General features: G+C 27.5%; 20 protein-coding genes. 18 read left to right on the forward strand and 2 right to left on the reverse strand.

The window, feature by feature from the left end:
• The 8 genes from Q0F58_RS08520 to Q0F58_RS08555 form a co-directional block, all read left to right on the forward strand.
• Positions 1–3,016: hypothetical protein (locus tag Q0F58_RS08520; RefSeq protein WP_294375018.1), on the forward strand; the 3,016-nt coding region annotated here is incomplete at its 5' end.
• A gap of 229 nt (positions 3,017–3,245) precedes the next feature.
• A complete protein-coding gene (locus Q0F58_RS08525; RefSeq protein WP_294375020.1) occupies positions 3,246–3,629 on the forward strand; it encodes a hypothetical protein in 384 nt (127 codons plus the stop codon).
• Positions 3,630–3,634: 5 nt separating this feature from the next.
• Positions 3,635–4,261: a normocyte-binding protein gene (locus Q0F58_RS08530; protein WP_294375023.1), complete on the forward strand. Its 627-nt coding sequence runs from the start codon at positions 3,635–3,637 to the stop codon at positions 4,259–4,261.
• Positions 4,262–4,672: a hypothetical protein gene (locus Q0F58_RS08535; protein ID WP_294375027.1), complete on the forward strand. Its 411-nt coding sequence runs from the start codon at positions 4,262–4,264 to the stop codon at positions 4,670–4,672.
• Positions 4,673–4,687: 15 nt separating this feature from the next.
• Positions 4,688–7,168: a glutathionylspermidine synthase family protein gene (locus Q0F58_RS08540; RefSeq protein WP_294375029.1), complete on the forward strand. Its 2,481-nt coding sequence runs from the start codon at positions 4,688–4,690 to the stop codon at positions 7,166–7,168.
• A 113-nt stretch (positions 7,169–7,281) separates the two neighbouring features.
• Entirely contained in the window at positions 7,282–7,806 is a 525-nt protein-coding gene (locus Q0F58_RS08545) for a cob(I)yrinic acid a,c-diamide adenosyltransferase (protein WP_294375031.1), read from the forward strand.
• A gap of 20 nt (positions 7,807–7,826) precedes the next feature.
• The gene (locus Q0F58_RS08550; protein ID WP_294375033.1) at positions 7,827–8,699 is read left to right on the forward strand and encodes a 50S ribosomal protein L11 methyltransferase; all 873 of its coding nucleotides are present in this window, start codon (positions 7,827–7,829) and stop codon (positions 8,697–8,699) included.
• Positions 8,700–8,762: 63 nt separating this feature from the next.
• The gene (locus Q0F58_RS08555; RefSeq protein ID WP_294375036.1) at positions 8,763–9,209 is read left to right on the forward strand and encodes a MarR family winged helix-turn-helix transcriptional regulator; all 447 of its coding nucleotides are present in this window, start codon (positions 8,763–8,765) and stop codon (positions 9,207–9,209) included.
• 144 nt (positions 9,210–9,353) lie between these two features.
• Here Q0F58_RS08555 and greA read toward each other — a convergent pair whose 3' ends face one another.
• Positions 9,354–9,818: a transcription elongation factor GreA gene (gene greA, locus Q0F58_RS08560; protein ID WP_294375038.1), complete on the reverse strand. Its 465-nt coding sequence runs from the start codon at positions 9,816–9,818 to the stop codon at positions 9,354–9,356.
• 203 nt (positions 9,819–10,021) lie between these two features.
• Between greA and Q0F58_RS08565 the strand changes: the two genes are divergently transcribed.
• From Q0F58_RS08565 to Q0F58_RS08585, 5 genes are all read left to right on the forward strand, one after another.
• A complete protein-coding gene (locus Q0F58_RS08565; RefSeq protein WP_294375042.1) occupies positions 10,022–10,588 on the forward strand; it encodes a hypothetical protein in 567 nt (188 codons plus the stop codon).
• A gap of 25 nt (positions 10,589–10,613) precedes the next feature.
• Positions 10,614–11,210, forward strand: coding sequence for a CHAP domain-containing protein (locus Q0F58_RS08570; protein ID WP_294375044.1), 597 nt, complete (start codon positions 10,614–10,616; stop codon positions 11,208–11,210).
• A 115-nt stretch (positions 11,211–11,325) separates the two neighbouring features.
• Complete coding sequence (locus Q0F58_RS08575; RefSeq protein WP_294375046.1) at positions 11,326–12,612, forward strand: DUF4272 domain-containing protein; 1,287 nt, start codon at positions 11,326–11,328, stop codon at positions 12,610–12,612.
• A gap of 27 nt (positions 12,613–12,639) precedes the next feature.
• Positions 12,640–13,308 carry a metallophosphoesterase family protein gene (locus Q0F58_RS08580; protein WP_294375048.1) on the forward strand — a complete coding sequence of 223 codons (669 nt, stop codon included), beginning with the start codon at positions 12,640–12,642 and terminating at the stop codon, positions 13,306–13,308.
• Positions 13,309–13,460: 152 nt separating this feature from the next.
• Entirely contained in the window at positions 13,461–14,555 is a 1,095-nt protein-coding gene (locus tag Q0F58_RS08585; RefSeq protein ID WP_294375050.1) for a BMP family protein, read from the forward strand.
• A 52-nt stretch (positions 14,556–14,607) separates the two neighbouring features.
• Here Q0F58_RS08585 and Q0F58_RS08590 read toward each other — a convergent pair whose 3' ends face one another.
• A complete protein-coding gene (locus tag Q0F58_RS08590) occupies positions 14,608–15,291 on the reverse strand; it encodes a YoaK family protein (protein ID WP_294375057.1) in 684 nt (227 codons plus the stop codon).
• A gap of 154 nt (positions 15,292–15,445) precedes the next feature.
• Between Q0F58_RS08590 and Q0F58_RS08595 the strand changes: the two genes are divergently transcribed.
• The 5 genes from Q0F58_RS08595 (at position 15,446) to Q0F58_RS08615 (ending at position 22,421) form a co-directional block, all read left to right on the forward strand.
• Positions 15,446–16,339 (forward strand): LysR family transcriptional regulator, encoded by an 894-nt coding sequence (locus Q0F58_RS08595; protein ID WP_294375060.1) that lies wholly within the window; start codon positions 15,446–15,448, stop codon positions 16,337–16,339.
• 98 nt (positions 16,340–16,437) lie between these two features.
• On the forward strand, positions 16,438–17,226 hold the full coding sequence (locus tag Q0F58_RS08600) for a ZIP family metal transporter (protein WP_294375063.1): 789 nt from the start codon (positions 16,438–16,440) through the stop codon (positions 17,224–17,226).
• A 240-nt stretch (positions 17,227–17,466) separates the two neighbouring features.
• A complete protein-coding gene (gene hcp, locus Q0F58_RS08605) occupies positions 17,467–19,140 on the forward strand; it encodes a hydroxylamine reductase (protein WP_294375067.1) in 1,674 nt (557 codons plus the stop codon).
• A 245-nt stretch (positions 19,141–19,385) separates the two neighbouring features.
• Positions 19,386–20,732, forward strand: coding sequence for an MATE family efflux transporter (locus Q0F58_RS08610; protein WP_294375070.1), 1,347 nt, complete (start codon positions 19,386–19,388; stop codon positions 20,730–20,732).
• Positions 20,733–21,236: 504 nt separating this feature from the next.
• Positions 21,237–22,421, forward strand: a complete 1,185-nt coding sequence (locus Q0F58_RS08615; RefSeq protein ID WP_294375073.1) for a 5-bromo-4-chloroindolyl phosphate hydrolysis family protein — start codon at positions 21,237–21,239, stop codon at positions 22,419–22,421.
• The last annotated feature ends 17 nt before the right edge of the window (positions 22,422–22,438 follow it).

The raw sequence follows: 22,438 nt of genomic DNA on the forward strand, positions 1-22,438 counted from the left end.
AAATAATAATACAATAAATGAAATGTCAAAACAGCTTGGTGGATTAAGAACAGCAGTAAGTTATTTTGAAAAAGAAGAAGAATGCTTTAATAATAAATACAATGAAAAATTAATTAGAAATATCGAAGGCTATTTTAATGAAAGTGATATTCTTTTAATTGGTAAAAAAATAAATGATTATGGAACAAAGTTAGATGCTGATAGAAAATCTTTAAATGAAAATATATATAAATTTAAGGATTCACTTAAAAGCCTTATAAGTGAAAAGGATTCATTAGTAGATAAGAATGCTCAGATTGAAAAAGATATTGAATACAAAGAAGACATTTTAAAAAGCCATGATGAAAATATAAGTGAGAGAAAAGAAATAATAAAATATGTTGATTTAGATGAATCATATGTATTTGATACAGATAAAATAATAGAGCTTTTCTATAGAAAAATTGAATATTTAAGAGATGATGAAAAGAAACTTTCCATTGTTTATGAGAAGAAGAATGAAGAAGTTATAAAGCTTGAAAGCGGCAGAGTTTTAGAATTACCAAAAGATGTAGAGAAAGAACTTAAAAAACGTGATATAGATATTATTTTTGGTATGGACTGGATTAAAAATAATAGTTACAGTGATGAAGAAAATAAAAAATTCATAAAAAACAATCCCTTTATTCCATATTCACTTATTATGGAAGACGATGATATAAAAATATTAAAGGAAAATCCTATAAACTGTTATACTTCATCACCTATATCTATAGTAAAAAGAGAAAATCTTATTAATAATATTGATAATGATGAAAGCAGTATTCTTAATATGGGAAATGTTGATTTTATAATATCATTTAACAATAGACTTCTTAATGAAGATGAACTCTTAAAGATAATTGATGATAAGAAAAATGAGCTTTCAAAAATAAAAAATGATATTGAAGCAAAGATAGAATCAATAAGATTTTATGAAATTAAAAAGAATACTATTGAGAAATCAGATATTACTCTAGAAAAGTACAATAATCTTAAAGAGACTATAGAGAGCCTTAAAGGTGACCTTGAAAATATAAAATCTTCTCTCATAAAATGCGAAAAATGTATACAGAATACTAATGCAGATATTAATACTGCTGAAAATAACATAAAGTGTATAGATAAAGAAATAGACATAACTAAGGATAAATATGATTCATATAATAATTTAATTGATTCATATAATAAGTATAAAGAAGATAAAGATAAACTTCAAAAGGTAGAAGAAATTATATTATCCTGTAAAAATGCTATAAAAGAATTAAGAAAAAATAAAGCCCATAATGAATTAACTCTTAGTGAATGTGAAGAAAAAATATTGTTTTACAGAGATAAGATTAAAGAAATAAGCAGTGCTGTTTCAGTTTATAATATGTATGACAGCGGCAATTTAATAGAAAAAGATTCTGAAGATTTAATGGCAGAATTTAAAGCTCTTACAAAAAGAATTTCTGAATCAGAAAATGATTTAAAAGAAAAAATTGAGTCATGTAATAAAAAATATAAAGAAATAGAAGCTGAACTTATTGAAAAATCAAAGAAGTATAATTTGATTGATTCTGAATATATGGCTGTATCTTATGATATTTACAAAGAAAATGAAGCTGAAGATAATCTTGAGAAAACTGAAAGATTAATAAGGCAGCTTAATGATGAAACTGGTTCACTAAAAGGAGAACTTAAATTTATAGAAAGTACATTGTCAAAGGATTATAAAGATTTGAAAGATATTTCAGGTTATGATAAGCCAAAAGACAGAAGTCTGATTTTTAATAAGAACTATAAAGAAGAAAAGGCTGAAATAGATATAAAAATTAAAGAAAACAAAGAAAAATTCTTAAAAGTTAATTCTGATATATCAAAAGTAGAAAATTCATTAAGCAGTGTAAATGAATATGGTAATATTCCTATTAAAGAAAAAATTGAAATATCTATCAACATTGATGATTTAGATGAGGTTTTAGGAAAAGCAAAAAGAGATATTTCAAATTTAAAAAGTGATGAAGGTAAAAATGAAAATAGTCTTCAAAGGTCAGTTTACAGAATTCAATCTAATGATGAATTTAAAGATGAATCTTTCTTTAAGGAACCTATAGAAACACTTTTAAGTTTAGTTTCAAAACCTCATGAATTTAATGACCAGCTTAATATGATTAATGAATCATATTATAAACTTATGGAAAAATTAAGCTGTGATATTAACCTTATTGAAGAAGAACAGAATAATATATTAGGAAATCTTCTTGATTATATAGAGATAATACATGACAATATTTCAAAAATAGACAATAATTCAAGTATAAACATAAAAGACAGAAGAATAAAAATGCTCAATATAATTGTGCCTGAATGGAGTGTAAATGAGGATATTTATAAGGTAAAGCTCAAAAATTATATTGAGCAGTTAAGAAACCAATGTATAGTAACTCTTGAAAACAATGAAAGCATTGAAGAAATAATAAGTAATACCATAAATACATCAAAGCTTTATGATGAAGTTGTATCTTTATCATCAATTAATATAAAACTATATAAAATTGAAGAGGATAAGCAGCGACAGATAAGCTGGAATGAAGTATCTTCAAATTCAGGGGGAGAAGGGTTCCTTTCAGCATTTGTAATATTGTCAAGTCTTCTTTCATATATGAGAAAAGATGAAAATGATATTTTTTTGAGGAAAGAAGAAGGAAAGGTATTAATTATGGATAATCCATTTGCACAGACTAATGCTGCACATCTTTTAAAGCCACTTATGGATGTGGCAAAGAAAAGCAACACACAGCTTATATGTTTAACTGGTCTTGGCGGTGATTCAATTTACAATAGATTTGATAATATATATGTATTAAAACTTATTTCTTCAAAAATAAAAACAGGAATAAAGTATTTAAAATCTGAACACGCAAAAGGAGAAGAAGATAACAAAGAAAGTTTTCAGATAATAGATTCAGCAAGATTTAAAATAGAAGAAACAGAACAAACAAGATTATTTTAAACAAGAAAATATTATTTAGCAAAAATGTAATATAATTAAAACTCCGTATTTTTCAACAATTTAGTTTTATGGAAAATATGGAGTTAATTTTATATACTTTTAATTAGGAATTAAATATATATATATATTTGTATTAATGTTATATTTTATGATAACATAATTAAAAGAGACTAATTAATCAAGAATTTTATTAAATACATATTTACTATGAATAATAAGGTGGATGTATATGGAATTTTACATTTATAGAACTTATGATGACTGGTATAATGATAAGTCATTTGAAATTATTGAAGGAAACATATCTATTTTATATAATGGACTCATTGCTGTAGATACATTAATAGAGAATAAGAATTACAGGCAGATTTTTTCACCTAAAAATAATTTTGCGCTTGTAGGAAAATCACAGTATGGATTAATGGGATATCCAAGAGAAATTAATATATATGCTGATTCAAAATCATGGCAGAAATCATCTCCTGATATAGTATTTAATGGTGAAGTATGCGAAAGTGAATGCAGTGATAATTACTTTGTATTTGTGAATGAGGATGGATTTAAACACTACATTTCCCTTAATGGGATTTTTTCAGTTGTTTATGAAAGGTAAGAGATATGAATTTAAAAGATGTGGATTTTCGAGAATTATATAGAGTCTGGAAATATGGATTAAAGGAATTCAGATGTTTTTTTAGGAGCACTCCTTTTGTATCTCTCCAGGTTTATGATGACTTTGTTTTAGATGAGATAAAATCTGATGTCAATGAAGATTTATTGAAAAAATTACTTGTAAAAATAAATGAAGGGGATTTTTGTATAGTAGATCTTTCTTTTGATACAATTATGAATCTGGCTTTATTATTAAATAATGAATATGGAATTAAGCCTGTATTAAATGTAAATCAGGTATTTAATGAATATGGAATTGTGGGAGATAAGGAAGATATAAGCAGACTGGTTTATACTTCAATGAAATTGAAAAAAATCAAGAGTGATAAATTTATTATGTTTTTTAATTATGACAGATATAATGATGATTTTGATTTAAGCAAAATTTATGATAAGCTGAATAACCAGTATTTAATAGGTGATGAAGATTTTCCACAAAAGGATTTTTTGAAAAAATTAGGATATAATAAAATATCTGTTTTTACTAATACAAATATAAAAAATGATTTAAAAGAACAAATTGATTTTATTAAGAATGCAGTTGAAGTAGAAATAATAAAGGTGGAAATATAAGTGAAAAATATTAACGAACTTTTAAAAGGCAATAAGAAAAAAGCATTATCTATAGCAGTAGCAGCAGTATTTACTACTGGATTTGGAGGAATTGTTACTGGATGCAACTACAAAGATTCTCAAAACCAGGAAGAACAGGACGATGATGATGAAAACACTTCTTCTGGAGGAGGTCATTATTTTCATGGAGCAGGATATTCAGGAATATCTGGTGATTCTGATTCAAGCAGTAATTCAAGTTCTGATAGCGATTCAAATTCAGTTTCTGATTCTTCATCATCTTCAGAATCAGGAAGCAGTATAGAGTCAGGAAGTAGTACAAGTGAAGGCGGGAAATCATCAGGTGGTGAATCATCTTCTGGAAAATCATCAGGATATTCTGGAGCAAAAGGCGGAAGTGCTTCTAGTTAGATGGGAGATTTAATTATGAAGAATATAAAAAATTATACTGAACATGTATTATTTGATAATTATATGGTGAGTTCATGTGATGAAGAATATATTCATTCACAGATTCCTTTTTATATTGAAAAAGATATATTTGATAAATTTATTTATTATGGAGAATTGATAAATAAACTTTCTTTGAGAATTCTTCATAGTATAAATGATTCTCATAAAGAGCTTCTTAATTACTTTGAAGACTTTCAATTTAAAGATAAGATATTTCAATTGAAATGTCCTCTTTCACCAATGTATTGGACTAGATATGATACTTTTATTGAAGAACATAACGGCAATATTAAATTTTCTGAGTTTAATTATGATAAACCATGCGGCCAGAAAGAAATTGATCTTGGAGGTCAGTTAAACTTTAAAGGAAATGTAAATAAGGGATTTTGTGATAAATTAAAAAGAGGACTGTTATCCATAGCAAAGGATTTTTGCAAAGATGAATCTAAAGTAAATGTAGGTTTTTTAATGGATCCATGTCATTATGAAGAATTTCATCACAGTAATTATTTTAAACATATTTTTAAAGATACAAATATTAATATAATTCAGGTGGGACCCAATAATTTAAGTGTTACTGAGAATGAAGTTTATGCTTATTCAAAAGTAAAATTAAAAATTATATTAAGGTTATTTCCAACTGAATTTTTTTATGAAGTAAACAATATAGAAGAAATTTTAGATGTTTTTGACAAGGAAAATGTTGTTATAATAAATGATCCAAGAGTTATTGCAATTCAGGCAAAAGGTTTTTTTGCTTATCTTTGGGATTTGGTTAAAAATAATAGCAGGTTAATATCAAATGAAGAAAAAGAAGCAATAAAGGAATGTATTCCATACACTGAACTTTTTCATGAGGAAAAAGTTCAAGACATTATTAAAAATAAGAATGAAATTGTTATAAAGTCATCCCTTGGACGATATAGTCAGGAAGTTTATATTGGCGTAAACTATAGTGAGAAAGAATGGAAAGAACAAATTGAAAAAGTATTAAAAAGTGATAAAATTCATATAATCCAGAAATTGATACATATGAGACTGGATTATACATATGCTCCAGATATAAATGGAATGAATATACCTAATCTGGTATATGGAAACTTCGGCACTTATATTATGAAAGATCATGTGGCTGGATTTTTGGTAAGATGGGGAAAAAGTCTTCTTACAGATGATTATGATACATGGATGAATCCTATAGGCACAGATGATTTCCCAATTAAATTAGAGAAATTTCGCATAAAAGACAGAAATGAAACATATGAAAATTTAAGTGAAAAACTTGCTTTTCAATATGGTTTTACTGGAGAGTATACCAATATAAATGAATCAATATCATTAGATGTATTATCTATAAATAAAACACTTTTTGAAGAAATTATATATGCAGGTGAAAAATTCTGCAGTATTTTAAATAAAATTTATAAAAAAATTCAATCTAGCATGGATATTTTTGGACCAGTATTAGGCATACCTTCAGAACTATATAAAATAGTTGAAAATACAACTGTAAATCAGCTCTGTGCTTTAGGAAGAATTGATTTTTGTGTTGATAATTCTGGAGATTTAAAGATACTTGAATTTAATTCTGAAACACCAGCAGGACTGGTTGAAGCATTAGGAATAGCACCATTAATAAGCAAAGAATATTCTCTTTCTTATAAAAATCCTAATGAGCATTTAAGAGAAAAAATAACGGATGTCTTAAAGAATATTATTAATGATATTGAGAAAAAGAAAAGAGTCTATAATATAGCAGTAGTAACATGCTGGTATTATGAAGATATATATAATACAGGCGTGATTTCAGATATATTAAAGGAACTTGGAACATATAATATTATTTTTGGAAATGTGTATGATTTAAAATCAGAAAATAATGATATATATTTATATGGACAAAAAATAGATGCTATATATAGGTATTATCCTTTAGACTGGTTTTATTATGAAGAGGAAATGAGAAATCTCATAGAGCCTTTAAGTAAAGGTGATTATCTTATTAATCCTGGACACACTATAATAACTCAATCAAAAGTTATATCAGCCCTCCTTTATGAACTTATTGGAAAGGGTGTTATTTCACATGAAGATGAAGAGTTTATATTAAAATACATTCCTTATACTACAATGGAAAAGGATAGTACATTATCACCTGATTATTTAATTAAGCCATATTTAGGACGTGAAGGACAGAATATAAGATTGAATTATGAAAAAAGAGCAGAGTCCAAGGATATTGAATGTGAAAGAGAAGAAATATATCAAAATCGTGTAAATATAAGGCCTTTTAAAGAAAAAGCATATTCTACAACAGGCTGTGAAGAAAAATTTATGTTTCCTATTATAGGAGCGTATATTACAGGAGATAAATTTGCAGGAATTTATTCTAGAATGGGTAATATCATTACTGATAAAAATGCAGTATATATTACAACATGTATCTGCAATTAATAACATACAAATCAATGAATTTATATTATTGTTTTATTGTTGAAATATGTGAATATTGCAAATATAATTTTATTTGTAAAGAATCACTATTAAAAAAGGAAGCAGGTAGAAGAATGAAGGGACTTATACATATTTATTGTGGAGATGGAAAAGGAAAGACAACAGCAGCTACAGGGCTTGCAGTCAGAGGAGCAGGACATCATATGAAGGTTATCTTTGTTCAATTTATGAAAGATGGAACATCAAGTGAACTGGAAATATTGGAAAATGTAAATGAAATTGATGTTATGGTATGCAGAAAACATTTTGGTTTCTCATGGACTATGGATGCTGAAACAAGAAAACTTGCAGAAAAAGAATATACAAAACTTTTTGATTTATCAATAGAAAAAGCAATTAGTGGTGATGCTGATATGATTATATTTGATGAAATAATGTCTGCAATTTCATGTGAATTTCTTTCTGAAGAAAGTGTGTTTAAGTTTTTAAATAGTAAGCCTGAAAAACTAGAAGTTGTAATGACTGGAAGAAATCCATCAAATATACTTATTGATAAAGCTGATTATGTATCAGAAATAAAAAAAGTTAAGCATCCCTTTGATAAAGGAATTGCTTCAAGAATTGGAATAGAATATTAATATTTTAGCGGGGTGGAATTATGTTTGAAATATCATTTCCAGTAAAACATTCAGAAATAGATTCAGTCTTAAACAAACTCATAACTATAGGGCTGGATTCTACATATTATGATGCACCATATGAAGTTACGGTTGATTCTAATGGATATGGATTTTTTGAAAAAGAAAATGAAATTACAGAGCTTAAGGTATATCCTTGTGAAAATGATGAAAAAACATGCCTTATGCATATTGAAAAAATCAAGGAATTGTTAGGAATAACAGACAAGATAAAACTTACAGAAATAAGAGAGGATAACTGGCAGATGCCTTTTGAACCAGTTGACCTTCATAATGGCTGGATTATTGCTGAACCTTCTGCACATATAGAATTTGAAAAAGGAAAGATAAATTTTGAATCTCAAGGTTCATTTGGAACTGGACTTCATGAAACAACACAGGATTTTTTAAGATATATACTTGAAGAAAACTTTTCAGGATTAAAGGTTCTTGATCTTGGTACTGGCTCGGGAATTTTAGCAATAGCTGCAGCAATAAGAAATGCAGAACATGTAACAGCTCTTGATATAAGAGATGTTACAGAAGAAGTTTTATACAATGCAGAACTTAATAATATAAAAAATATTGATGTAGTAATAAATGATGTTACAGATGGAAAATCAAAGATTAATGATAAATATGATGTAGTGTTCATAAATATTGGTGGCGATGAAACTTTATCATGTATGGATCTTATTAATAGTTGTATAAAAGATAATGGAAGACTGTTTGTTTCAGGGCTTGTAGAATGGAGCAGTGAGCATATTTATAAAGAAATTGAAAAACAGGGATACAGTTTGATTAAAAAGACTAAAACCAATGAATGGGTCACTATGGTTCTTAGAAAAAATTAATTATAAAATAATTTACAAAAGAAAAAATCGTAAAATTAAATTTTTATGATTGGAGGATTGTTTATGAATGGAAAAATAGATGATATAAATAAACTGTTTGTTGAAATATTTAATAATATAAAAGACATTGAAGAAAAATCATTAAGTCATAAAGATATATCTGATATTTCAATAACTGAAATTCATGCAATAGAAGCAATAGGTATAAATTCAGAAAAAACAATGTCTGAAATTGCTCAGAATCTTAACATTACATTAGGTACTCTTACATCATGTATTAACAAACTTATTAAAAAAGGATATGTTGAAAGAAAAAGAACCGAAGAAGATAGAAGAGTAGTTTTAGTAAAACTTACTGAGAAAGGCAAAAATGCATATAATTATCATAAAGAATTTCATCATGATATGGTTAATAATACTATAAAAACTCTTAAGGATGATGAAACTAAGATTCTTATTTCATCTCTGGAAAAGTTAAAAGAATTTTTTATTGAAAAATATAATATGTAAATTTGCAAAAGATAAATAAAAAATTCGAGGCATAAATGGGATATAAAAATTTCATGCCTTGAATTTTTTTGCTAATGACTCAAATTTTATATAAAAATTAGATAGTATAAAAACAATCCTAAAGTTAATTGAATTTATATTGATTTAAAGAATTTCTAAAATCTCTACAGAATATTTAGAACCTGGAGCATCAACTTCAATAATATCACCAGCTTTTCTTCCCATTAAAGCTTTTCCTAAATCAGATTCAACACTTATCATCATGTTTTCTGGATCTAAATCCATAGTAGTAACAAGAGTTACAATTTCTTCTTCATCATCTTCTATAAATTTTACTTTCGCTTTGCTGTTTATTCCAAGAACAGATTTATCCTGAGTATCATCATCAATAACTGTTGCAGTTGAAATCATAGTCATAAGATACTGTATCCTGTTATCATTTTCCCTGTAGTTTGCACATGCTTCTTTATATTCTGCATTTTCTGATCTATCACCATGAGCTGCAGCAACTAATTTTTCTTTAGCAATTTCAGCTCTTTTAACAGTCATTCTATAATCTAATTCTTCTTGTAGTTTTTTCATATTTTCTTGTGTTAATACATTATGCATATTATAAGACCTCCCCGAATTATATTTCATGCTATATAAAGTCTGGCTCTGTTATTATTATATAATATATACAAAAAAATAAAAGGTTATAATAACATTTTTATTGTATTGACAATTTTGAAGAGTATGAAAATTTAGTATATAATAGAAAAATAAGTATATTACATATTGGAATTTTATATATGAATGAATGGAGAATAAATATGAATGATTGGAAAATTCCTGATGGAGCAGGTTATAAAAGCAGCTGGATAGTTATTAAAGGTTCAAATAGAGAGGAAATAATTAAAAATTTGAAATTAAAGGACATTGAAAGTATATCATGGAATGAAGGAATTGAAAAAGTTGGAAGTCTTAATAATACAGTCATGGTAAGTAATGATTATGAAAATATTAATTTCATTATTGGAAATAGTTTATTTAATTTATCCTATAATGATAAGCTTTTAATGGATATGTCTAAAGACTGTAAGTTATATTACTTTTATACTCATAGAGTATCAGAAAGTCATGGATTTGCTATAGCTGAAGATGGAATTATTATGCGCAAATATTACTATGATGAAGAAAGATTAGAAAGTGTTGGACTCACTCAGTTAGAAAAAGATAATGGATGGTTTTTTGCAGAAAATTTTGATCAATGTTTTACAGATGACTTTATTACAATAAACGAAGAATATATTATTGAAATGGCAGAAGAATGGACTGGAATTGATATCGATAAATTCCCATATTCAGATGTAATATGTGGCAAAATAGAAGAACTATAGGTTGATTTTTAAATTAGAGGTGGATATGAAAAATAGAATAAAAAAAGTAATTATAAGCATTTCATTTCTTATTTTAATTGGAGTGATTACAATTTCTGTAATTAAAATACATAATATAATGGATGATAGAAAAAATGGAATAGGAAATGTTATTGATAGTTATAAAGGTGTAGATATATATTTTAATGGATATGACTATGGAAAAAATCATGGTAAAAGTTACAGCAAAGATAAATATTATTATGGATACAAATGGCAGTGTGTTGAATATGTAAAGCGATTTTATTATGAGGCCAAACATCATAAAATGCCAGATGTTTATGGAAATGCAAAAGATTTTTTTGATGAGAACATTGAACAAGGAGAATTAAATGAAAAAAGAGGATTATATCAATATAAAAATGGTGGAAATGTAAAACCATGCGAAGATGATCTTCTGGTATTTACAGATACAACTTATGGACATGTTGTCATAATATCCGAAGTGGGTGATGATTATATAGAGGTTGTACAGCAAAATATGGGGGATGAATCAAGAGACAGATTTGAGTTAAAATGCATAGATGGAAATTACTATGTAGGGGGAAAACGAGAACCAGCAGGATGGCTGAGATTGGAATAATCTATAAAACATTTAATTTAATAATAATTTAATAGAATATATAAATTTATCATGTTAAAATAATTATGAATAAAAATACAATTAATAGAATATAAATTAAAAAATAGGAGAAACTATGGGGATTTTAAGTAAACTTAAAAGAAAAAAAGATATAGATAATAAAATCTCAAATGAAAACCAAAAAGTTATCGGAAAGATTTTTATTTTTTCAATACAAAATAATTTGAATATTATTATGAACAATATCTGCAAACGTTTTAATATAGATAACGAAGGCCGCGGAAATAATATTGAATTAAAAAATAATGATATAGAAATTTCTGTAGATGTATTTACATCATCCATGAATGGAGAAACAGGTAAATTTATAGAGGAACAGATTAATCGAACATATGGACATTTTTATAATGTTGACACAAAGCATACAGATATAAAAACGAATCTTCTTTATAAGATTTCTACAAGCAAAGGATTTATAAGTATATCATATTCTTTTATTAAAGATGATAATTTTGATAAAAAAGCAATGATTGAATATGAATTTATAGATATTTTAGATCAAATTGAAGGTATTATGCTTATCATAGATGAAAATCAAGATGGTTTTTACTGTAAAGGTAAAGAAGAAAATACTATGGAACTTATTTTATCAGATGATGGAAACAGCAGTCTTTCAAAATATGTTCCAGATGAAAAATTTACAATGAAAGCTGAAAAGGGAGGTCTTACTAAAAATCAAATAAACAGGAGATTAAGAAGTCGAAAGATAATAAAACATAAATCTATATATGTACCTGCATGGTATCCGGTAATTGAAGATGATACGGAAGCAAAGTGTAGAAATCCAAGAGAAATTGCAGAAAGAGCTGTAGCACTTTTAATAGTATCTCTTTATTCAGAATGTAGACTAGGCGAAAATATGAATCATCAAGAAGCATATGATTTTGTAAGGGATATAATTGAGAGATTTGATGCAGAAAAATTCCTTTCACCAGAAGAAAATGCATACATTAATAATCCTGATTCTGAAGAAAGTGAACAGATAGCATATTCATGGAAATATGAAAATTTATTTGTTATGGAATGGGCACTTGGTTTTATTGATGAATTGGATTTTCCTGATCATATATGTGATGTTCCTCTTACAGTAAAAATTTTGAACAGTTATAATAGTATTGAAGAAATCATCAATAATTCAAAACCTAAAACATTTGAAAAACTTCTTGATGAATGTGATCTTATTTTCTGTCTTGATTGGGCTTGTGTAGATACAAGGATTCATAATCTTCCTGCACCTGCGAATATGGACAAGGGTGTTGTGTTTGAAAGACATAAGTCATTAAATTGGCTTGTAGGCTGCAATGACAGAGCAGACTGGGATGATGTTGGAACAAATACTTAGTAAATTAATATGGAAAGGGTGGGGTTTATGAGCAGATATGTTATGTCAGATATACATGGATGTTATACAGAATTTATTGAAATGATTAATACTATACATTTTAATGATAATGATCAATTATATATTCTTGGAGATATTTTTGACAGAGGACCTCAGCCTTTAAAAGTACTTGATTATATAATGGACAAAGAAAACATAATAATGATTAAAGGAAATCATGAAAAATTATTTCAAGATTCTATTAAAAATAATGACTATACTCTTTGGTATCTTAATGGAGGATATGTCACACATAGTCAGTTGGAAGAACGAGGAAAAGAAGAAGTGTTAAAAGTTTATAATTATATACGAAATCTTCCATTGATAAAAGTGGTAGACAAGTTTATTATGGTTCATGCAGGTCTTGAAAAGTATGATGATTCACTTGAACTTGATCAATTTTTGACTCAAGAAGAAAGTACATGTATATGGAGTCGATCTAATATTGGAAATGAAAAAAAATATAGAGATTATACTGTTATCTGTGGCCACACACCTGTTCAAAATATAGAAGAAGGAGCAAATACTATATTAAAAAGGGTTGGAACAATTTATCTTGATTGTGGATGCTGCTTTGGTAAGAAAGTTAAAGGACAGCTTTCATGTTTAAGACTTGATGATATGAAAGAATTTTATATTTCTTCAACATACAAATGACAGGATTTTTACATAAAAACTCTTGATTAGTGTCATAATTTTAATATGTTTTATTGATATATTAAAAAATATATTGATTTTATCTTATAATTATAGTATCTTAGTATGGATATGCTTATAAAACATAATAACTAAATCAAGGAGGACAACAAATGAAGAAAAATTTATTAAAACTTATTGCAGTTTCTGCCATGTCAATAATGTTACTAAGTGGATGTGGAAGTTCTTCAAAAAGTGACAGCAGTACTGACGGAAAGTTAAAGGTTGGTATGGTTACTGCTACTGGAAGTATAGATGATAAGTCTTTTAATCAGGGAACATGGGAAGGTTTACTAGAAGTTCAAAAAGAATTGAATTTGGATGAACCTAAGTATTTACAACCTAATACTGAAACAGATGCTGATTATTTAAAAGAAATCGGAAATCTTGCAGACGGAGGATATAACTTTATAGCAGTACCAGGGTATAAGTTTGAAAAAGCATTATACACTGCACAAGATAAGTACCCAAATATAAAGTTCTTACTCATAGATGGAACTCCAACTGATGCTGATGGAAACTCTAAAATTTCAGATAATACAGTTTCAATCACATTTGCAGAAGAGCAGTCAGGATTTTTAGCAGGAGTTGCAGCAGCATTACAAATTCAAGAAGGTAAAGCCGGATTTATTGGGGGTATGAAAATACCAGCAGTTGTAAGATTTGAATATGGATATACTCAAGGTATAAACTATGCTAATGAATACTTAAATACTAAAGTCACTTTAAATGAAGAAGACATCGTATATCAAGGAACTTTTGATAATGTATCAGCAGGACAGCAGATTTCAGCACAAATGTATGACAGAGGAGTTAAAGTAGTGTTCGCTTCAGCTGGATCAGTTGGTAATGGTGTTATAAATGAAGCAAAGAACAGAATTAATTCTGGTGAAGAAGTATGGGTTATAGGTGTTGACAGAGATCAATATGATGATGGTGTATATGAAGATGGTAAATCAGTAGTGCTTACTTCAGCAGTTAAGAAGGTTGCATCTGCAAGCTATGGTACAGTAAAAGATATATATAATAACGAATTTAAAGGCGGACAAAGTTTAATATATGATATAACTAAAGATGCAGTTGGACTTCCAGAAGAAAATCCAAATTTAAGTTCTGAAATAATTGAAAAAGTAAATGAAGTAGTTGAAAAAATGAAATCAGGAAATATTGAAGTATCTACTGAAAATACAAATTTTGTAGTTAAATAATTTTTTATTTACTTTAAGATAATGTACTTAATTAAAATATAAATTATCCATTCTATGCTGTTGTGGCTTTGCTTTTTATTACAGGCGATACAACTTCACTATTTTTATATGTTAATAATAATGATATTCCTTCAGGAATTAAACAAAACAAAGAAGCATGTTCATTAAAAAATCTGCATGCAAAAAATGAAAATGCAACACCTACATGATACCATAACAATGAATTTCCAAAAAATTTTGCCTTTGAAATCTGCCCTTTGTCTTTAGTACAGATATATTCTCCTATAGCAAGTGATGCCTGACGAAAATTATTGGTAGAAAAAATTGTTGAACTATTATATCCATTAGCACCATGGAATATACTCCATTGTGTAGCCATGATAAAAAATAATGGCAAAAGTCCTGCCACAGGATCAGAAGTAGCTGGTATGAAATTAAGAAATATAGAACCAGCAATTAGTATTAATATACCATAACGCTGTACATTAATCTTTGTTTTATGAACTATAAATACATAGAGTTCAATTGCTATAAAGTACAATACTACTCCTAAAATACGGATAAAAAATTCTTTCAAGTTATGCCCTAAGAAACAGGTAACCACATAAATTAAATTTGCTGTCTGGGCAGAACCTAAATTACCGCAGCGGTTTAAGATTGCATATCCACCCATAAAGCCGCCAATTAAACACATAATACTATGTATATAAAAATCGTTTTTATTTTGATTATCCATCTAATCAATCTCCAATCTAAAATCCTTAATACATAAATTATATCACTTCCATAAATATAAAAATAATGCATATTTTGCATTATAACCATAGATTATTTCTATATTTATATTATAATAAACATAGAATAATTTATATAAGTTTAGGAGCAAAAAGATGTTAGCAAGTTTTGATGCATATAAAGTATTTTATATAACAGCAAAAAATGAAAGTATTACAGCTGCAGCTAGAGAATTATATGTAACTCAGCCAACTGTCAGCCATTGTATACAAAAACTTGAGGAAGAACTTGGGTGTATACTTTTTATAAGAGGGAAAAAAGGAGTAAAACTGACTGCTGAAGGAATGATGTTATACAAACATATATCAACAGCATATAAAGAGATAATACAGGCTGAAGAAGAAATAAATGAACTAAAAATGCTTAAAAAAGGTGAAATAGTATTAGGTGCTAGTGAAACTACTATTCATTACTTTTTACTGCCTCATTTAAAAAGATATAAAGAGAAATATCCAAATATAAAGCTAAAAATACATAATTCAAGTACTCCAAATATGCTGGAAGCAATAAGAAATAATAAACTTGACTGTGCTATATTGGTATTTCCATTATCATATACTGAAGAAGGACTTCAAATAACTACTTTAACTTTATTTCAGGATATAGCCATAGCTGGAATGGAATATAATGAACTTGAGAATGTACCTGTTACATTAAAGGAAATCAATAGATATCCTATTATTGCAATTGATAAAAATACAATGACCAGTATGGTGTTAAAAGAAATTTTCGAAAAAAATGATGTTACTTTAAAGCCGGATATAGAACTTGCTACAACTGATCTTATAGTACCTACAGTTGCAAATAATTTAGGAATTGGATTTGTACCTGAATTTTTTGCACAAGAATCATTAAAGAAAAATGAAATAATAAAGTTAAATCTTATAGATGAAATTCCTAAAAGAAGAATATGTCTGGTTTATAAATCAGGGAGGCATAACTCAATAGCTGTACAAGCATTTATAGATTCTTTTACTAGTAAAGAGTAAATTGACAATATGATTAATTAAATAACAAATTTTTGTAACTATTTCATAGGTTGTTATTATAATATATACTAAGTATTACTTTACGAGAGGAATATAGTATGAATGCTTATATAGCTGTATTATTAGGAACAGGAATAACATTTGCTGCAACTATACTAGGGGCTGCAACTGTATTTTTATTTAAAAAAGGTGTAAACCCTAATTTTCAAAGAGCATTTTTAGGTTTTGCAGCTGGAGTGATGATTGCAGCTTCAGTATTTTCTTTAATCATTCCATCAACAGAAATGGCAAAAGAACAGGGAATTATAGAATGGCTTCCAGCAGCTGGAGGATTTCTATTTGGAGGAATATTTCTTCTTATACTTGATAATATAATTCCCCATCTTCATATAGAGGACAATAAACCTGAAGGGATGAAATCGTCATTTAAAAGGACAACTATGCTTGTTCTTGCAGTAACCCTTCATAACATACCTGAAGGTATGTCTGTTGGACTAAGTTTTGCATTAGCAGCAAGTGGAAGTTCAAGCATTACAATGGCGGCAGCCTTTGCACTTGCAATAGGAATAGCAATTCAGAATTTTCCAGAAGGTGCAGCAATTTCACTTCCACTAAAAGAAGAAGGAATGTCGAGAAAAAAATCATTTGTGTATGGTGCGTTATCAGGAATTGTAGAACCTATAGGAGGATTAATAACTGTGGCAATAGTTGGTACTGTCACATATTTTCTGCCATGGCTTTTATCTTTTGCAGCAGGAGCAATGATATTTGTGGTGGTTGAAGAATTAATACCTGAAGCTCATACAGAAAGCCACACAGATGTAGGAACTATGGGGGTTATGGTAGGCTTCCTTATAATGATGATACTTGATATTGCCCTTGGGTAAAATTATTATTCAGAATTTAAATATAAAAATATTTTTAATAAATATATTGTCTATAAATATAAATTCAAATATGTATAGTAAGGATATTATATCTTCATATACATATTTGCTTTTTAGTTAGTTTCAATTTTATATTTTATGAGTAAATGCATAATAAATATTATTTAAGGAAAAATTAAATTAGTATTATATTTACAAATTTTAAAAATATAAGATTAAAAACAGAAAGATGTGATACTTATGACAAATAGTATGGATTTAGAATATCCAATGTTTTGCTATCAATGTGAACAGACAGCTGGTGGAAAGGGATGTACTAAACTTGGTGTATGTGGAAAAACCCCAGAAGTAGCAAATCTTCAAGACTTGCTTATTTTTCAACTGAAAGGCATTTCATGTTATGCAAAAGAAATAATTGAAAAAGGAGAAAATTTAGATAAAAAGATAGTTACATTTATAGAAAACTGTCTTTTTACAACATTAACAAATGTTAATTTTGATGCAGAAATTCATGTGGAATTATTAAAAGAATCTCAAAAAATTAAAGATGAATTAAAGAAAAAAGTAGGGACAATTAAAAATGATACAGATCATGTTACATATGTATTAAGTGGCACTAAATCAGAAATGCTAAAAGATGCAAAGATTGCTGGAATAATGTATGATGAAAATTTAGATCCAGATATCCGTTCTTTAAGACAGACAATTGTTTATGGATTAAAAGGAATAAGTGCATATGGTCATCAGGCAAGAGAACTTGGCTATTATGATGATGAAGTTGATAATTTTTATGCAAGAGCTCTTGAAGCAACATGTGATGATAATTTAAGTGTAGAAGATCTTATAAGATGGACTATGAGAACTGGAGAAATGAGTGTTGCTGTCATGAAGAAATTAGATGAAGCAAATACTAAAACTTATGATAATCCATCACCACAAAAAGTAAATGTACATATTAAAAAAGGTCCATTTATAATTGTTTCTGGCCATGATTTAAAAGATCTCAAAATGCTTCTTGAACAAACTGAAGGAAAAGGAATCAATATTTATACTCATGGAGAAATGATACCTTGTCATGGATATCCAGAACTTAAAAAATATAAACATCTTGTAGGAAATTTTGGTGGTGCATGGCAGGATCAGCAAAAACAGTTTGATGGAATTCCAGGATGTATATTAATGACTACAAACTGCTTAATGAAGCCAAGAGAAAGCTATAAAGATAGAATATTTACCACAAGTGTAGTTGGATGGGATGGAGTAAAACATATTGGTAAAAATAAAGATGGAAATAAAGATTTTAGCGAAATTATAAATAAAGCATTGGAACTCGGAGGATTTGAAGAAGATCAAGAACCACATGAAATCTTAGTGGGCTTTGGTCATCATGCAACATTAAGTAATGCAGAAGCTATTGTAAATGCTGTTAAAGATGGCAGTGTGCGTCACTTCTTCTTAATTGGAGGCTGTGATGGTGCAAGACCTGGCAGAAACTATTACACAGAATTTGCAAAAAAAGTGCCAGATGATTGTATTATCTTGACACTTGCATGTGGAAAATACAGGTTCAATAAATTAAATTTTGGTGAAGTTGCAGGACTTCCAAGACTTCTTGATGTAGGTCAGTGTAATGATGCCTATTCAGCTGTAAGAATTGCTACAGCACTTGCAGATGCATTTGAGACTGATGTAAATGGTCTTCCTCTTTCAATAATTTTATCGTGGTATGAACAGAAAGCAGTTGCAGATTTGCTTGCACTATTATCTTTAGGAATTAAAGGAATTTATTTAGGTCCAACACTTCCAGCATTTTTAAGTCCAAATGTTCTTCAATATTTGGTAGATACATTCGATTTAAAACCAATAAGCACTCCAGATGATGATTTGAAGTCATGCTTGAAACAAGAAATTTAAAGATAAGATTCCCCACTAGTGGGGAATTTTATCTTGCATTTTTAGAGATATGTTAAAAACATAATCATCAGTTTTTTTGTAATGACTTCATTTAAAAGCATCTATTCATATGAATTTCCATCAATTATAAGATTACTTTCTTTTATGAAAGTAGATAATTTCTCTTCAAAATCACTTGACTATCCTGTTATGGTATGCTTTATTATATATACAGCAAAAGAAGAAAACAAATTGGAGGAACATTTATGGATGAATTTTTAAATTCAAAGATAAGCATAACATCGCTTATAAAGCAGACACTGCCAACAGTTATAATGATGATATTTTTTGCAATGTATTCAATTGTAGATGGAATGTTTGTATCAAGATATGTAGGACCAGATGCATTGTCATCTATTAATATAGCATATCCAATGATAAGTCTTCTTATAGGAATAAGTGTAATGCTTGCTACAGGAGGAAATGCTGTTATTTCAAAATTAATGGGAGAAAAGAAAAGCAGAGAAGCAAAAGAAAGTTTTACCCTTATAGTGTTAAGTCTCATAACAATTGGAGTAATAATTGCTGCACTGCTCATTGTTTTTATAAAACCCGTAATTTTATTTTTAGGAGCTACAGACAATCTTTATAAATATTGTAATGAGTATTTAGTTATTAATCTTATTTTTACTCCGTTTATAATGTTGAAATTATTTTTTGACTACTATTATGTAACTGTAGGAAAAGCAAAATTCGGACTTGTTATATCAGTTCTTGGTGGAATTATAAATATGATTCTTGATTATGTTTTTATCGGATTATTGGGAATAGGAGTTAGTGGTGCTGCAATAGCAACAGTGTTAGGATATGCAGTTCCAGCAGTAATAGGTATAATCTTCTTTTGTAAAAAAGATAGACCTCTTCATTTTGTAAAACCTAAATTTGATATTGATTTATTAAAAAACTCATGTGTAAATGGTTCATCTGAAATGGTTACACAGCTTTCATCAGCAGTCACTACATTTTTTTATAATCTCGCTATGCTTGAATTTTTAGGAGAATCGGGAGTTGCCGCTATAACTATAATTTTATATATACAATTTTTATTGTCAGCAGCATATATAGGGTTTACATCTGGAGTTGCTCCTAAAATAGGATATAATTATGGTGCTCAAAATAAAAAAGAAATTCAGAAACTTGTAAGATACAGTTATACCATAATTTTGGGATTTTCAATAATTACATTCATAATTGCAAAAATAATTGAATATCCTCTTACTGCATTATTTTGCGGTGAAGGCACAGAAGTATTTTACATAACATTAAATGGATTTAATATTTTTTCAGTAAGTTTTCTATTATGCGGAGTAAATATATTCACAAGTGGAATGTTTACAGCTTTTTCAAATGGGAAAGTATCAGGTATGCTTTCATTATTCAGGACATTCATATTTTTTATGGTGGGAATTTTTACACTTCCAAGATTTTTTGGAGTTAATGGAATATGGCTTATATCTGTGTTTACAGAAATTCTTTCTATTATTATATCTGTAATAGCAGTTTTAAGATATAAACATACTTATGGATACAGCTTAAAATTAAGTTATAATTAAAAATGGTAATGCAGAACTGTTATCTGGGATTTTATAATGTATATAAATATTAAAAAAATATTAATTATACAGCAATATATTCTCATATAATAGTTCTGTTTTTTTAAAAAACTGAAACATGTAACAGTGTTATTTATGAAAAAACCTGAAACACTTTTTGCTTATATATATTTAGATAGTAAAACTATATAATAAATACAAGAAATATAAAAAGATTTAATCAATTATTATATATTGCTAATTTAGAATATATATAAGCATTTATGGTATATTATGATATAATTATAGTAAGTAAAATAGCTTTTAACATATTAGATTAATATTTAGAAATATTAATAGATTTTTAATGCCATATTAAGAATTATAGAGTAATATTAAATATATATATTCCAATAATGAATTTACATAATAATTAAAGAAATTTTATAGAGATTTCAACCTTCATTGTCAATTAGAATATATATAAGTTGGTTTATCAATTAAAAAATGGAGGAAGGTTATAAGATGAGTCAAAAAGACTTTTTCGATATAGAAGGTCAAATACAAAATGCTATAGATAATGCATTTAAATACATTAATTATGCAAATAAGAAAGTAAATGATGTAACAGACGATACTTTTAATAATTTGGATAAAAAATTTGAAGGCCTTTCAAAGAAATGGGAAGAAAAACTAAATAAAGGCATAGATAAATTAAGCAGAAAAGAAATTAAAGAAAAGTATAAATATATATCACGAAAGCCATATGGTAAGTTTAAAGGAAAAATATATACTATTATAGGTTTTGCTGGATGCATAATTTCATTTATAGGTTTTGCCTTCTGTTCAGTTCTTTCTATGTTTGATCTTCTTATTGTGAAAGCTGGAGTATATTCATCATTTATAGCTCTTGCAATATTATTTGTTTTTAGTTTGTATTTAGCAGTTAAAGGAACAAATATAAGGAGAAGAAATGAAAGGTTTAATAAATACTCACAGTTTTTATTAGATAAAAACTATTGTGAAATAAACACTCTTGCAGAATCTGTTTCAAAAAAAAGTAAATTTGTCATTAAAGATCTTGAGAATATGATGAATTTTGAAATGTTTAAAGACGGACATATAAGTGATGATAAATCGTATTTTATTCTTGGAAACGAATTATATGAAGAATATCTAAATTCAAAAAAGTCATACTTAGACAGAGCAAAGAATGAAGAAGATAAGTATACATATGAAACTTCAAAAGATGATTATTCTATAGAAAAAGACGAATCATTATCTTTTATGGAATATGGAGCAAAGTATATATCTGAAATAAATAAAATAAATTACTCATTGCATGGAAACAGTATATGTAAAGACCTAAGTGAATTAGAAGAATTAACAAGAAATATTATGAATAATGTGAAGAACAATCCACAAAAACTTCCACTTGTAAAGAAGTTCTTTAATCACTATCTTCCAATATCATTGAAACTCATAAATTCATATAAAGAGTTAGATGAACAGACAATAGAGGTGGAAAATATAAAAAGAGCTAAAAAAGAAATAGAAAACAGCTTATCATTAATAAATACTGCATTCAAAAGACTTCTTGATGATCTTTTTGAAGATGTGGTTATGGATGTTTCTTCAGATATATCTGTTCTTGAAACTCTATTTTCTCAAGAAGGTCTTACAGAAGATGATTTTAATAAGAAAAATTAGATAAAGGGGGAGAAATA

The organism is uncultured Clostridium sp. (genome assembly GCF_934754915.1).
GTDB lineage: Bacteria > Bacillota > Clostridia > Clostridiales > Clostridiaceae > Clostridium.